Here is a 14,337-nt window from a genome sequence, read left to right as displayed (position 1 = left end):
CTACTCCTCCACACTGATCGCCGGCAGGGTCGCGGACACCGTGGTGCCGGCGCCCGGTTCGGTCTCCAGGTCGAACCGCCCGGCCAGCCGGAGCACCCGGCGGCGCATCACGTCCAGGCCGTAGCCGCCGCCGGTGGCCCGGGAGGCCGGCTCGGCGGCCGGGTCGAAGCCGACGCCGTCGTCCCGGACGTCCAGGGTGACCACATCGGGCATGTACGACAGGGTGAGCCCGACCCGGGCGGCCCGCGCGTACTTGGCGGCGTTGGCCAGCGACTCCTGGGCGACCCGCAGCAGGGTCACCTCGACCTCGGGGTGCAGCGGGCGGGCCTCCCCGGTGACGGTCAGCGCGCTGGCGGCGCTGTGCCGTTGCTGCCACTGCTCGACCAGCTCGGCCAGCGCCTCCGGCAGGGCGGCCCGCTCCAGCTCCAGCGGCCGCAGCGCGTGGACGGCCCGGCGGGCCTGGGTGAGGCTCTCCCGGGCGAGCGCGGCGGCGTTGTCGAGGTGGCGATCGGCGGCCGCGGCGTCCTGGGCGCGGGTCTGGTCGGCGGCCTGGAGCTGGGTGACGATCCCGGCCAGGCCCTGGGCGACGGTGTCGTGGATCTCCCGGGCGAGCCGGCGGCGTTCGTCGGCGGCCCCGGCCTCCCGGGCCTGGACCAGGAGTTGGGCGTGCAGGCCGGCGTTCTCGGCCAGCATCTCGGTCAACCGCCGGTTGGCCTCGGCGAGTTCGTCGTTGGCCTCCTTGCGGCGGGCGCTCAGCCGGTCGGTGACCTCGCGGAACGCGAACATCACCCCGGCCACCACCAGGTTGAAGGCGAGGACGGTCAGCAGTCCGCCGAGCTTGGCCAGGCTGTCCGGCAGCACTCCGCCGGTCTGGGCCAGCGAGGTGGGGACGGCGGCCAGCGCGGTGCCAACCGCCCGGGCCCGCCCCCGCAGGTACTGGGCGGCGTGCAGGTAGCCGGTGAAGGCGAAGAAGCCGAAGAGCGGGTTGTCCAGCACCAGGACGGTGATCACCGCGAGCAGTCCGGTGAAGTGGGCGCCGGCGTGGCGGGCCCGGCCGTCCGGCCCGGGGTGGCGGTCCAGGGCCGTGCGCAGCAGCAGCCAGAGCAACGCGACGGCCGCCGTCGGGAGGACGGCGGCGGCGGAGCGCGCGGTCGGTACGTCGACCAGCAGGGCGAGGGCGGTGGCGATCAGCAGCGAGACGTACCCGAGCAGCGTGGCCACCCGGTCCAGCCGGTGCTGCCAGGCGCCGAGCGCCGTCTCGTCGGCCGGCCGGTCCTTGATCACTCCCACCGGAACAGCCTGGCAGCCGCGGCGCCCGCGAGCAGGGCGTACGCCGCGAGTGTGAGCAGGCCCACGCTGTTCGGGAAGTGCCCGGCCCAGGAGTCCTGGAGGGCCTGGACGGCGGCGCCGCTGGGGGTGAAGTCGCCGATCCGGTTGACCAGGGCGGGCGAGAACTCGCGCGGCAGCCAGATCCCGGAGAAGAACATCATCGGGAAGAAGGCCAGCGCGCCGACCGCGTTGCCGGCCTTGGCGGACGGGACGACCGCGGCGAGCAGCAGCCCGAGCGAGAGCAGCGCGGCGGCGGCGAGCAGGAAGGACACCACGAAGCCCAGCGGCGAGCCCGGCAGCCCGACCCCGAGGACGGTCCCGCCGACCACCACCAGCAGCACCGAGACGACGGCGATGCCCAGGTACAGCGGCAGCAGTGCGCCGAACAGCAGCCCCGGGCGGACCGGGCTGGCGGACATCCGGCGCAGCACGCCGCGTTCGCGGTAGGCGCCGAGCAGCGAGGGCAGGCCGTTGAGGCCGAGCATCATCAGGGTGAAGACGGCCAGGATCGGCGCGTACAGCTGGATGGTGCTCAGGCCGTGCATGTCCGGGGAGGCCTTGCGCAGGGACGGCACGGAGCCCAGGACGAGCAGCAGCACGACCGGGAAGGCGAGGCTGAAGAAGGCGGTCAGCGGGTCGCGCAGGAACAGGCGGCCCTCGGCCACGGCCAGGCGGCGGACGGCGCGGGTGGTGTGACGGTTCATGACGGTGGTCCCTCGGGTGTGGTGGCGGCGGGTCGGACGGCCCGGCCGGGTCGGGTGGCCCGGCCGGTCAGGAGTCGTGGCCGGTCAGGAGTCGTGGCGGGTCAGGGCGAGGTAGGCGTCGTCCAGGCTGTGCTCGCGGATCCGCAGGCCGGTGACGACGATGCCCTCGCGGGCCAGCAGGCCGGTCACCTCGTCGGCGAACGCCCCGACCCCGGAGACCTCGATCCGGCCGTCCCGCTCCTCGACCCCGGTGACCCCCGGCAGGGCGGCCAGCCGGGCCGGGTCCAGCGGCGCGGTGGGGTGGAAGGAGAGCGTGCCGCCGGTGCCGGAGCGGGCGACCAGCTCGGCGGGGGTGCCGGTGGCGACGATCCGCCCGCCGTCGAGCACGGCGGCCCGGTCGCAGAGCGCCTCGACCTCGTCCATGAAGTGCGAGACCAGCACCACCGTGACGCCCGCGTCGCGGATCCGCCGGACGAGCTCCCAGGTGTCCCGGCGGCCCTGCGGGTCGAGCGCGGTGGTCAGCTCGTCCAGGAACGCCACCTCGGGGTTGCCGACCAGGGCGAGGGCGATGAACAGCCGCTGCTGCTGGCCGCCGGAGAGCTTGTCGAAGGGCGTCCGGTGCTGGTCGGCGAGGCCCCACTCGTCCAGCAGCTCCCGCCAGTCGCGGGGGTTCGGGTAGAGCCCGGCGTACAGCTCCAACGCCTCGCCGACCCGCAACGCGCCCTGGAGCCGGGCCTGCTGGAGCTGGACCCCGATCCGGGGCCGCAGCCGGTGGGCGTCCCGCACCGGGTCCAGGCCGAGCACCCGGACGCTCCCGGCGTCGGGGCGGCGCAGGCCCTCGCAGCACTCCACCGCCGTGGTCTTGCCGGCGCCGTTCGGCCCGAGCAGGCCGAACACCTCGCCGCGCTCCACCCGGAAGGACACGTCCTCCAGCACCTGGCGCCGCCCGTAGGCCTTGCGCAGCCCGGTCACCTCGATCACGGCCATCGTGCCGCTCCTTCCTGTTCGCCCCGGCCGTTCTCCCGGCCCACAACGAGCTTCCCGCGGCGGGGGGTTGCGGCGGATCGACCGACCGGTCAGACCGGTGGGCGGCCGCGGTGGAGGGGGGATCAACCGATCGGTGGATGGGGTGGCGCGCGAGTCCCGGTCGCGTCGGCCGACCGGAAGGTGACGGGGTGCCAGTTCGATACGGTGCGTATTTAATACATGGTGTATCGTTCCGGCGTGGCTCCGTCGAAGACTGCTTCCACCGATTCAGGCCGGCCGCTGCGCCGGCGAGTTCACACCCGCGCCCGGCTGCTCGACGCCGCCGGACAGGTCCTGGTCGCGCGGGGGTACGCGAAGACCACCATCGAGGACGTGTGCGCGGCGGCCGGGTACACCCGGGGCGCCTTCTACTCCAGCTTCGAGAGCAAGCAGGACCTCGTCCTCGCGCTGTTCGACCGCCACTCCGCGCACCGGCTCGACCAGTTGGAGGGCCTGCTGCACCAGCCGGCTCCGGGCACGGCTCGGCGGATCGGGGAACTGCTCCTGGCGGTCGACCCCGACGAGCGGGACTGGATCCTGCTCTTCCTGGAGTTCCGGCTCGACGCGGCCCGCAGCCCGGAGCTCAGCGCGCGGCTGCACGAACACGACAAGGCCGTCACCGGGGCCCTCGCCCGTCTGCTGGAGCGCCACGGCGCGAAGGTCGGCGCGCAGAGCCTCGCCACGTTCCTGCTCGCCTCCCGCGAGGGCATCCTCGCCCGGATCGCCACCGGCGGACCGGGTGGTGACGAAGCGCGGGACGCCGCGGTCGACGTGGTCGCCGAACTGCTGCCAGCCCTGCTGCCCGCGCTGGAACAGGCGCCCTGAGCAGCCCCGCCCGCACCTGCCGCCCGGCCAACTGAGAGGCGTCATGCACTTAACCCCGCAGCCGGACCCGCAGCGCTGGAAGGCGCTGACCTTCATCGGCATCGCGCAGCTGATGGTCGTGCTCGACACGACCATCGTGAACATCGCCCTGCCCTCGGCCCAGGCCGAGCTCGGTATCTCCGACGGCAACCGGCAATGGGTGATCACCGCCTACTCGCTGGCGTTCGGCAGCCTGCTGCTCTTCGGCGGCCGCATCTCCGACCTCACCGGCCGCAGACGCGCGTTCGTCATCGGCCTGCTCGGCTTCGCGGGCGCGTCCGCGGTGGGCGGCCTCGCGGTCGACCCCGCGATGCTGCTCGGCGCCCGCGCCCTCCAGGGCGTGTTCGGCGCGCTGCTCGCCCCGGCCGCGCTGTCGCTGATCGCGGTCACCTTCACCGAGGCCAAGGAGCGGGCGAAGGCGTTCGGGATCTACGGCGCGATCTCCGGCGCCGGCGGGGCCGTCGGCCTGATCATGGGCGGGGCGCTGACCGAGTACCTGAACTGGCGCTCGGCGCTGTTCGTCAACATCCCGTTCGCCGCCGCGGCCGTGTTCGGCGCCGTCACCGTGGTGCGCGAGCCGGCGGGTGCCCGCAACGGCGCCCGGCTGGACGTCCCCGGGGTCGTCCTCGCCACCGCCGGCCTGCTGTCGCTGGTGTACGGGTTCACCCGCGCCGAGTCCGACGGCTGGACCGCCCCGGTCACCGTCGCCCTGTTCGTCGCCTCGGCGCTCCTGCTCGGCGCGTTCGTCCTGGTGGAGAGCAAGGTCCCGGCCCCGCTGCTGCCGCTGCGGGTGGTCACCGAACGCAACCGGGGCGGCATCTACCTCTCCCTGGGGCTGGCCGTCATCGGCATCTTCGGGCTCTTCCTGTTCATGACCTACTACCTCCAGGTCGTGAAGCGGTACAGCCCGGTCCTCACCGGATTCGCCTTCCTGCCCATGGTCGTCGGCATGGTGACCGGGTCGACGCAGATCGGCACCCGGCTGATGACCCGGGTGCCGCCCCGGCTCCTGATGGGCCCGGGCTTCCTGTCCTCGGCCCTCGGCATCGCGCTGCTCACGCAGATCGAGGTCGACAGTTCGTACGTCAGCCTGATCCTGCCCGCGCAGGTGCTCCTCGGCCTGGGCATCGGTACGGCGTTCATGCCCGCGATGAGCCTGGCCACCCGCAGTGTGCAGCCGCGGGACGCCGGCGTGGCCTCCGCCATGGTCAGCACCTCCCAGCAGGTCGGCGGCTCCATCGGCACCGCCCTGCTGAACACCATCGCGGCCGGTGCCACCACCGACTGGCTCGCCGCGCACGCCCGTTCCGCCGCCGACCGGGCCGGGCTGGCCGACGAGGCGGCCGTGCACGGCTACGCCACCGCGATGTGGTGGGCGGTCGGCATCCTCGCGCTGGCCGCGGCCACCGCGCTCGTCCTCATCAACGCCAGGCAGCAGAACGGCAGTACGGACCCCGACGACGCCGGGGCCGAGCCGGCCGACGCCGTCCCGGCGGCGGCGGCCTAGCGGCTGTGCGCCGGAACGCGGGAGGGGCCGCCGGATCGAGTCCGGCGGCCCCTCCCGCACAACACCCCGCACCCGCCTACCGGTTGGTGAGGACCGCCTTCATCACCGCACCGTCCGCCACCGCCGCGAGCGCGGCCTCGTGGTCGTCCAGCGGGTAGGACGACACCAGGCTGCCCAGGTCGAAGCGGGCCGTAAGGGCGGGCAGCAGGCGTACGTACTCGACCAGGTGCGCGCCGGTGAACGCCCAGGATCCGACGACGTCGAGCTGCCGGTACACGATCTGGTGCGGGTTGAGCAGGGTGTCGCCCGCGTCCGTGTACTGGCCGATGACCAGGTAGGAGCCGCCGCGGCGGGCGAGGGTGAGGCCCTGCGCGACCGCCGCGGGCACGCCCGCGCACTCGATGACGAGGTCGGCCCCGGCTCCCCCGGTCTCCGCGAGGACCCGCTCCGCGACGGCCTCGGCACCGCCGGGCGCGGTGACGTCGAGGTGGACGTCACCGATGCCGGCGGCGGCCGCGAGGGCCAGCCGGCTGTCCGGCCCGCCCACCAGGATGACCTTGGCTGCCCCGGCGAGCTGGGCGAACGCGGCGGCCGCCAGGCCCACCGGGCCGCTGCCCTGGACCACGACGATCTCGCCGAGGCGCACCGGCCGCCGTTCGTACAGGGCGTGCACGATGGTCGGCCCCGCACAGGCCAGGGACATCGCGGCGATCGGGTCGATGCCGGGGTCCAGCCGCACCACCGTGGTGCCGGCCTGGAGCACGATGAACTCGGCCCAGGCGCCGGAGAGTTCGGGGCCGTCGGTGGTGGAGCGGTTGACCCCGTAGGTGCGCCGGTTCTCGCACAGGGTCGGCTCCCGGTGCAGCCGGCACGGCACGCAGGAGCCGCAGGCGATCGAGGAGGCCCACATCACCGTATCGCCGGTGCGCAGTGCGGCTCCCGTGGCGTCGTGCGCGGGGGCGCCCGCACCGAGCTCGTGGACGGTGCCGAGGCCTTCGTGGCCGAGGACCAGCGGGGTGGGGATCGGCAGGTGGCCCTGCTGGAGGTGCAGGTCGGTGCCGCAGATGCCGCCGTGGCGGCAGGCGACGACCATCCCCCCGGCCGGGGCGGCCGGGACCTCGTACTCCCGCAGCGCGAGCGGCTTGCCGAACTCCTCCAGGACGACGGCCTTCCCGCGCGTCACGCCGGCACCCCTTCGAGGGCGTCGAGGAAGGGCGCGTCGAGGGTGCGCAGCGGCTCGGTGTCCCGGCACACGACGTAGTCGGGGCGCGGTTCACCGGGCCAGCTCGGCAGGTTGGCGGTGTCGTTGTAGGTGACGATGAGCAGGCGGCGCGCGAACGGCGACATGTTGAACGCCGAGCCGTGCACGATCTCGGGCGAGAAGAAGACCAGGGAACCGGCCGGGCCCTTGGGGCTGACCATGCCGCGCTCGGCGACCAGGGCGGAGAGCTGGTCGGGGGTCAGCGCGATGTCGTCCGGGTCCAGGTGCTGGGCGGACTTGGCCTCGGCCGTGCGGCTGTCCCGCACCAGCCCGGAGCGGTGCGATCCGGGCAGGAAGATCACCGGGCCGTTGAACTCGTCGACGGCGTCGACGAAGACCCCGACGTTGACCTGGAGCGGGGCGGGCAGCCGGTCGGCGATCCGCCAGGCGGCGTAGTCCTGGTGCCAGGACCACTTCTCGCCGCCGAACGCCGGCTTGGCGTTGATCTTGAACTGGTACACGTACACGTCGTCCGTGAGCAGCTGCCGCACCGGCCCGAGCACCCGGGGGTCCCGGATCAGCCCGGCGTACTCGGGCTGGCGCTGGTGCGAGGCGTACACCGCGCGCACCTCGTCCCGGGACTCCTCCCTGATCACCTGCGGGCCGCGGACCTGGCAGTCGCGCTCGAACGCGGCCCGGAGCCGTTCCACCTCCCGCTCGTCCAGCGCGGACTCCACCAGCAGGAATCCGTCCTCGTGGTAGCGGGTGACTTGTTCTTCGCTGAGACGCATGGCTGTTCCTCCGGATGGCGTGAGTGGGGGTGCGGGGTCGGGTCAGAACGGCCGGTCGCCCGCGATGGCGGTGCGGTCCGCGACCCGGCGGTTCGGGTGGTAGTCCGAGGTGGCGTAGTGCTGCACGGCCCGGTTGTCCCAGAAGGCGATGGACCCCGCCTCCCAGCGGAAGCGCACCTGGTACTCGGGGTACTCCAGCTGACGGAAGAGGTAGGCCAGCAGCTCCTCGCTCTCGTCGGCCGGCAGGCCCGCGATGTGCGTGGTGAAGATCGACGTCAGGAACAGGGTCTTGCGCCCGGTCTTCGGGTGGGTGCGCACCAGCGGGTGCTCCACCGGCGGGTAGACGCCCTGGAGGTGCGCCCGCTGCTCGTCCGTCATCAGCTCGCGGTAGTTGGCTGACGGGGTGAAGTCGTTGACCGTCTTCAGCCCGTCGATGCGCGCCTTCACCTCGTCGGGGAGGTTGTCGTACGCGGCGGCCGCGTCCGCGAACAGGGTGTCGCCGCCGCCCCCTTCGGGCAGTTCCACCATGCGCAGGACGGCGCCGAGCGGGGGCCGCTCGATCCACGGGAAGTCGTAGTGCCAGACGTTCTCGAAGCCGGGGTTGTGCTTGCCCTTCTCCAGGCGCACGACGTCCTCGCCGGTGCCCGGCGGCAGGAACGGGTGGCCCTCGATCGCGCCCCACCGGGAGGCGAAGGCCCGCTGCTGCTCGGCGTCGATGTCCTGGTCGCGGAAGAACAGCACCTTCCACTCGAGCAGGGCCCGGTCCAGCTCGGCGAAGACCTCGTCGCTCAGCGGGGTGCGCAGGTCGATGCCGTGGATCTCGGCGCCGATCAGCGGCCCCGACGGGCGCACCTCGAAGTGCTCGTACGGGCCGCCCTGCTGGCCCTCGCCGAGCCGGCGCAGCAGCCGGGGGCCGTGGTAGTCCGTCCGGCCGTCGATGCCGCGGCGGGCCAGCGACCGCACCGCCGCCAGCTCGGCGTCGACGCCCGTGGTCTCGGGGTGGTTCGGGGTGACTGTCATGGGACCTCCTGGTCCTCGGGGCGCGGGTGCGCCGGGGTCGGTGGGGGCGGCCGCCTCGGGACGGGGCCGTTGCGGTGGGCCGTTGCGCAGGGCCGTTACGCGGGGCCGTTACGCGGGGGCGGACCGCAGCCGCGCGGCGAGGAGCGGCCCGATCCGGGCCAGGGCCGGCGGCCGCATCATCCGGTGGTGGGTGGCCGGCACGTCATGGGACTCGACCGCGCCGCCGATGTGGCCGGCCCAGGCCGCCGCCGTGCTGCGGCCCGGTTCGTACGGGTCGTCGGGGTCGGACTCCGCGGCCCGGAAGAACAGCAGACCGCCCTGGATCCGGCCGGGCCGGAACGCGGCCATCAGGTCGAGGTCGTTCCGGTAGACGTCGAGGAGCGCGGCCCGGGCCTCGTCGCCGCCGAGCAGGAGCTCGTCCTCGCCGGCCGACTGGCGCAGGGCCCGGTCGAACTCCTCCTCGCTGAACCGGGGCATGGCGGCCCGGAGCCGGTCGTCCACCGGGTACGAGTCCACCAGCACGAGCAGGTCGACGGCGGCGCCCTCGCGCTCCAGCAGAGCGGCCATGGCGTGGGCCACCAGGCCGCCGAAGGACCAGCCGAGGATCCGGTACGGGCCCTCGGGACGCACCGCACGGATCTCGGCCACGTAGTCCGCGGCCATCTCCTCGACGGTGGCCGGGAGGCCCGGCGCCGTGCCGCCCCCGTGCCGCGCCTGGAGGGCGTACACCGGCTGGTCGGGGCCGAGGTGCGGCAGCAGCCCCGCGTACGGCCAGCCCGTTCCGGCGGCCGGGTGGACGCAGAACAGCGGGGGCCGGGAGCCCTCCGCCCGCAGCGGCAGCAGGGACCGCGGCGCGCCGCCGGACGACGGGTCGGCGATCCGCCGGGCGAGCCCGGCCGGGCTCGGGGACTCGAACAGGGCGTGCACCTCCAGCGGCGTGCCGAGGGCGGCCCGGATCCGCGCGACGAGGCGGGCGGCCAGCAGGGAGTGCCCGCCGAGGTCGAAGAAGTTCTCGTCGACGCCGACCGCGGGCACCTCCAGCACCTGCGCGAAGAGCTCGCAGAGCACCCGCTCCTGCTCGGTGGCCGGTTCCCGGGCCGGTGCGGCGCCGGTGAGCCGGGGCTCGGGCAGCGCCCGGCGGTCCAGCTTCCCGTTCGGCGTCAGCGGAAGCTCCGCCAGCTCGACGACGGCCGAGGGCACCATGTGGGCCGGCAGCCTCGCCCGGACGAACTCGCGCACCCCCTCCGGGTCGCACCCCGGCGTCTGCGGGACGACGTACCCGACGAGCCGGCGGTCCCCGGGCCTGACCTCGCGGGCCACCACCTCGGCGTGGACGATGCCGGGGCAGGCGGCGAGGGCCGCCTTGATCTCGCCGGGCTCGATCCGGAACCCGCGGATCTTGATCTGGTCGTCGGACCGGCCTTGGTACTCCAGCTGCCCGTCGGGCAGCCAGCGGACCACGTCCCCGGTGCGGTACATCCGGCTTCCCGGCGGCCCGTACGGGTCGGCGACGAAGCGTTCGGCGGTGAGTCCGGGGCGGTTCAGGTAGCCCCGGGCCACCCCGGCCCCGGCGAGGTACAGCTCGCCGCGCGCCCCCTCCGGGACCAGGCGCAGGCCGGCGTCCAGGACGTACGCCCTGATGTTGGGGATCGGTCGGCCGATCGGGGCGGCGGACGGCCACGCGTCGACATCCGCCGCCAGGGTGTGGGCCGTCACCAGGTGGGTCTCGCTCGGGCCGTAGTGGTTGTGCAGCCGGCGCCCGGCCTCGGCCCGCGCGAACTCGCGGACCCGGCGGCTCGGGGTGAGCGCCTCACCGCCCTGCGCCAGGACCCGCAGCGACGGGATGGTCCGCCCCTGGTCGAGGGCCGCCTCGCACAGGGCCTCCAGGACGAGGTTGGGGGCGAAGAGCTCGTTCACGCGCTCCTCGTCGAGCCAGGCGGCGAGCAGCTCGGGGTTGCGCCGGACCTCGTCGGTGGGCACCACCAGGGTCTTGCCGAACAGCACCGCGGACAGGATCTCCTGAACGGACACGTCGAAGCTGAGCGCGGTGAACTGGGCGATCCTGGTCCCGGCGGCCGAGGGGAAGGCCTCGTCGTGCCACGACAGCAGGTTGACCATCGCCTGCCCGGGCATCACCACGCCCTTGGGCCGGCCGGTGGTGCCCGAGGTGTAGATGACGTACACCGGGTGCGCCGGGTCGAGCCGGCCCAGCCGCTGCTCGTCGTCGATCTCCGTGCCGGCCGACCGCGTCAGCTCGGCCCGGGTGCGGGACTCGTCGAGGAGCAGCCGGGGAGCGTCCGTGTCCGGCAGCCGCCGGGCCGTGTCCGTGCTGGTCAGCACCAGGGCGGGCGCGGTGTCGCGCAGCATGAACGACAGCCGCTCGGCGGGGTATTCGGGATCGACGGGGAGGTAGCAGCCGCCCGCCTTGAGGACGGCCAGAACGGCGACGGCGAGGTCGGCCGAGCGGGGCAGCGCGAGGGCGACGATCCGCTCGGGCCCGACGCCCCGCGCGATGAGGAGCCGGGCGAGCCGGTTCGAGGCGGTGTCCAGCTCCCGGTAGGTCAGCGTGGCCTCCGCCGAGACGACGGCCGGCAGGTCCGGGGTGTCCGCGGCCTGCCGGGCGAACAGCTCCGGCAGGCTGGCCTCGGGATACTTCTGCTCGGGGCCGCCGAGCTCGGTGAGCAGCCGGATCTGCTCGCCCTCGGTGAGCAGTTCGACGGAGCCGACCCGGACGTCCCGGTCCGCGCTGAACGCGCGCAGGATGCGCAGGAAGCGCGCGTGGTGCGCGGCCAGCTCGTCGGCCTCGTAGCGGGACGCGTCGGCGACGAGGTCGATGCGCAGCCCCCGGCCGTCCGCACGGTCGAAGGCCGTGAACGACAGGTCCTCGACGATCCCCTGGGTCAGGTGGTGCGCGGTGGCGGGCAGACCGGCGAAGTGCAGGTCGTAGTCGAAGGCCATGATGTTGACCATCGGGCCGGTCCGGTAGCGCCCGGTGTCCGGCAGGCCGAGGTCACGCCCCAGGTGCTCGCCCCGGTGCCGCTGGTGCTTGAGCATCTCCCGGAATCCGCCGGCGACTTCACGGATGAGCTGGTGCGCCGTGAGGTCGGGGCGGACGGTGACGCGCAGCGGCAGCACGTTGGAGTACATCCCCGGCATGGTGCGCGCCGCGGCGTCGGTGCGGGCGGCCATCGGCAGGCTGAGGATGACGTCCTGTTCGCCGGAGAGCCGGTGGACCTGGGCGGCCGCGGCGGCGATCACCAGCACGGACCAGTGGGTGCGGGCCGCGCGGGCGGCCGCCTTGAGCGCGTCGGTCTCGGCCGCGGAGAGGTTGCCGGTGTGGCTGAGCTGCCCCTGCGCGGCGGGCCCGCCGGGCGGCCGGGCGGCGAGGGTGGCGACCTCCGGCCCGTCCGCGAACCGGTTCGTCCAGTAGGCCCGGTCCGCCGCGCCCCGGTCGGAGGCCTGGTAGTCGGCGTCGTCCGCCAGCATCTCCCGGATGTCCCCGAACCGGCCGGGCGGCAGGGGGAGTCCGGCGGTCATGGCGGTGTAGAGCTCGGACACCCGCTGGGCGATCAGCGAGCCGGTGTGCCCGTCCGCGACGGCGTGGTGGGCGCTGAAGTACCAGAAGCTGCGGTCCGGCCCCAGGCCGAACAGCGCGGTGGAGAAGAGCGGGCCCCGGGAGAGGTCCATCCGGCGGGCCAGGTCGGCCCGCATCCAGGCCAGCGCAGCGGCCGCCGGGTCCGGTTCGCCGCTGACGTCGAGGACCGGGAACTCCCAGTCGGCGCGGGGGATCACCTGCTGCCGCGGTACGCCGTCCTCCTCGACGAACCGGGCGTGCACCGGGACGGCCTCCGCGACGGCCTGCCGCAGCGCCGTTTCGAGGACCTGCCGGTCGAGGGCCCCGTGGAGGTCCAGGTACTCGCCGATGCGCTGTTGCGGGGCGGTCGGATCGACCTGTTCGGCCAGCCACATCTCACGCTGGGCCGTGGACACGGGAAGGTGCATGCCGCCGGATCCGAACCCTGACACTTCTCCCACACTCCTCGTGTTGCGCGCCGGTCGGCAGCTCCCCGCCGAATGCGGTGACGGAATCCGGAGGGCGTACGGAAAAGCCGCTCCACCCGCCGCTCCAGCCGCCCCCACCTGCGGGAAGAACGCTAGACGCGGGCGCTAAACCGCCACTTTCACGGCACTTTCATGCCGCTCAACAAAGCGTCCATGAATCCCCTCGGGATCTCATTCCCCAGGATCATGGAAATCACCGGACCCGGCTTTTGATTCGCGCTCCACGAAAAAATCCCCACGACCCGCCCGGCCCCGCGGGCGGAGTGCGCCGCGGGGCCGGACGGATGGTGGGGATGCGGTCGGTCGGGAGGTCGTCCGTTCAGCAGGCGAGCGGGGCGAGCGTGGCCCCGTCGAGGCCGGCGTCCCGCGCCAGCACCGACTGCTGCAACCGCCTCAGCCGGGGCCCCGGTTCGACGCCGATCTCGTCGACGAGGACGCGCCGGACACGGTTGTAGACCATGAGGGCCTCGGCCGGCCGGCCGCTGCGGTACAGCGCGAGCATCAGCAGACCGTGGAAGGTCTCCCGCATCGGCTGTTCGTCGATCAGCCCGTAGAGCTCGCCGATCAGCGGCTTGTGCCGGCCCAGGAGCAGTTCGATCTCGGCCCGTTCCTCCAGCGCGGTCGACCGCTTCTCGTCCAGCTGGTGGCCCAGGTTCTGGAGGACCGGCACCGTGCGCAGGTCCGCCAGCGCCGGGCCGCTCCACAGCCCGAGCGCCTGGGAGAGCAGCAGCGAGGCCTCCTCCAGACGGCCCGCCGCCCGCGCCTCCCCGGCCCGCAGGCAGAGCAGTTCGAAGCTGTGCAGGTCCAGGGTGAGCGGGGCGAGTTCCATCATGTAGCCGGGCGGCCTGGTCAGTAGCCCGGCCCCGTCGGAGCCCGCCCCGGCCAGGTGCTTGCGGAGCCGGGAGACGTACACCTGTAGCGCGGTGGACGCGGTGCGCGGCGGTGTGTCCGACCAGAGGGCGTCGATGAGCTGCGCCGCGGACAGCGGGCGGCCGTCGTTCAGGCACAGCAGCGCCAGCAGAGCCCTGAGCTTCAACGCCTGCGGAGTGCACGGCAGCCCGCCGTCCGCCTCCACCGCAAGCGCCCCTAGCACGCGAAAGTACACGATTCTTCTCATCCCCCGGTCAAATGGCCCGGAATCAGCAGAACCGATGGTCCGGTGAGTCCGGGCACGGCGCGTGAAGAAAGCACAGGTCGCGCCAACTCCCCCTGGCGCGGGCCACAAATCCAGGACACTACCACGCACCTGACCGGCCATTACCGGCCGCACGGGCGGCACTTCCGGCCGTTTCCGGATGCAAAGATTCCATTTGAATCCAAGTGGCAAACAGATAAAAGCAATTCCATGGATCTGAGGTTTTTCTGAGGATCCGGACGATCGTCGCCCGCTAGGGTCCGGACCACGATCGAGCCGCTGTCGACCGCCCCGCGAGGATTCGTCGCCGCCACCTCCACCAGCTGCCCACTGGCGGGTGAATCTCGGCGTGGTCACGAGTCGGCGCGGCACCCGGTGCTCTACAGTTCCGACCGGGACCGGAGACGTTCTGCCAGGTCAGGCCACTGGCCGCGGTCCCGCCTGACGGTCGGTCGCAGAGGTGGGGCGGGTGGGACTCGAACCCACGACCAAGGGATTATGAGTCCCCTGCTCTAACCGGCTGAGCTACCGCCCCGGTTCGCCGCGCGCGCCGGTCGTCGGCCACGGCAGCAGCAGACGGCCCCGAAAGGCCGTCCCGGGCAGCATAGCCGGTCGATCACCCGTGGTGCGCGCCGGGGGCGCACCTGGGTGCGCAGGGGTGCACGCCTCTCCGGGCGGCGCAGTCCGGGTGGCGGCGC

At 73.6% G+C, this 14,337-nt stretch carries 10 protein-coding genes and 1 tRNA gene; 2 read left to right on the top strand and 9 right to left on the bottom strand.

Translation table 11 applies throughout. The annotated features are described in order from the left end of the window. From ABTY15_RS19825 to ABTY15_RS19815, 3 genes are all read right to left on the bottom strand, one after another. On the bottom strand, window positions 1-1,290 hold the full coding sequence (locus ABTY15_RS19825) for a sensor histidine kinase (RefSeq protein WP_350592900.1): 1,290 nt from the start codon (window positions 1,288-1,290) through the stop codon (window positions 1-3). Further along, window positions 1,281-2,033, bottom strand: coding sequence for an ABC transporter permease (locus ABTY15_RS19820; protein WP_350592893.1), 753 nt, complete (start codon window positions 2,031-2,033; stop codon window positions 1,281-1,283). Before ABTY15_RS19820 ends, ABTY15_RS19825 begins: the two co-directional genes overlap by 10 nt. An 84-nt stretch (window positions 2,034-2,117) precedes the next feature. After that, window positions 2,118-3,020: an ABC transporter ATP-binding protein gene (locus tag ABTY15_RS19815; RefSeq protein WP_350592885.1), complete on the bottom strand. Its 903-nt coding sequence runs from the start codon at window positions 3,018-3,020 to the stop codon at window positions 2,118-2,120. A gap of 237 nt (window positions 3,021-3,257) precedes the next feature. Between ABTY15_RS19815 and ABTY15_RS19810 the strand changes: the two genes are divergently transcribed. Both ABTY15_RS19810 and ABTY15_RS19805 read left to right on the top strand, forming a co-directional pair. Then, entirely contained in the window at window positions 3,258-3,884 is a 627-nt protein-coding gene (locus tag ABTY15_RS19810; RefSeq protein ID WP_350592881.1) for a TetR/AcrR family transcriptional regulator, read from the top strand. Window positions 3,885-3,927: 43 nt separating this feature from the next. Next, the gene (locus ABTY15_RS19805; protein WP_350592876.1) at window positions 3,928-5,430 is read left to right on the top strand and encodes an MFS transporter; all 1,503 of its coding nucleotides are present in this window, start codon (window positions 3,928-3,930) and stop codon (window positions 5,428-5,430) included. 76 nt (window positions 5,431-5,506) lie between these two features. Here ABTY15_RS19805 and ABTY15_RS19800 read toward each other — a convergent pair whose 3' ends face one another. From ABTY15_RS19800 to ABTY15_RS19775, 6 genes are all read right to left on the bottom strand, one after another. Continuing rightward, entirely contained in the window at window positions 5,507-6,613 is a 1,107-nt protein-coding gene (locus ABTY15_RS19800) for a zinc-binding dehydrogenase (protein WP_350592868.1), read from the bottom strand. After that, complete coding sequence (locus ABTY15_RS19795) at window positions 6,610-7,422, bottom strand: phytanoyl-CoA dioxygenase family protein (RefSeq protein WP_350592862.1); 813 nt, start codon at window positions 7,420-7,422, stop codon at window positions 6,610-6,612. Before ABTY15_RS19795 ends, ABTY15_RS19800 begins: the two co-directional genes overlap by 4 nt. A 42-nt stretch (window positions 7,423-7,464) precedes the next feature. Next, complete coding sequence (locus ABTY15_RS19790) at window positions 7,465-8,442, bottom strand: TauD/TfdA dioxygenase family protein (RefSeq protein ID WP_350592857.1); 978 nt, start codon at window positions 8,440-8,442, stop codon at window positions 7,465-7,467. Window positions 8,443-8,550: 108 nt separating this feature from the next. Further along, entirely contained in the window at window positions 8,551-12,432 is a 3,882-nt protein-coding gene (locus ABTY15_RS19785; protein WP_350592849.1) for a non-ribosomal peptide synthetase, read from the bottom strand. Window positions 12,433-12,823: 391 nt separating this feature from the next. Beyond that, complete coding sequence (locus ABTY15_RS19780; protein ID WP_350592844.1) at window positions 12,824-13,597, bottom strand: AfsR/SARP family transcriptional regulator; 774 nt, start codon at window positions 13,595-13,597, stop codon at window positions 12,824-12,826. A 503-nt stretch (window positions 13,598-14,100) separates the two neighbouring features. Next, a tRNA-Ile gene (locus ABTY15_RS19775) sits at window positions 14,101-14,174 on the bottom strand. Between the last annotated feature and the right edge of the window lie 163 nt (window positions 14,175-14,337).

This window comes from Kitasatospora sp. NPDC097643 (genome assembly GCF_040302625.1).
Lineage (GTDB): Bacteria > Actinomycetota > Actinomycetes > Streptomycetales > Streptomycetaceae > Kitasatospora.
This window is presented reverse-complemented; position numbering and strand designations above follow the sequence as displayed.

What these genes read in the sequence shown, in the direction of transcription:
- ABTY15_RS19790 (WP_350592857.1), bottom strand. Translation starts at nt 8,442, where the DNA reads ATGACAGTCACCCCGAACCACCCCGAGACCACGGGCGTCGACGCCGAG.
- ABTY15_RS19795 (WP_350592862.1), bottom strand. Translation starts at nt 7,422, where the DNA reads ATGCGTCTCAGCGAAGAACAAGTCACCCGCTACCACGAGGACGGATTC.
- ABTY15_RS19805 (WP_350592876.1), top strand. Translation starts at nt 3,928, where the DNA reads ATGCACTTAACCCCGCAGCCGGACCCGCAGCGCTGGAAGGCGCTGACC.
- ABTY15_RS19820 (WP_350592893.1), bottom strand. Translation starts at nt 2,033, where the DNA reads ATGAACCGTCACACCACCCGCGCCGTCCGCCGCCTGGCCGTGGCCGAG.
- ABTY15_RS19815 (WP_350592885.1), bottom strand. Translation starts at nt 3,020, where the DNA reads ATGGCCGTGATCGAGGTGACCGGGCTGCGCAAGGCCTACGGGCGGCGC.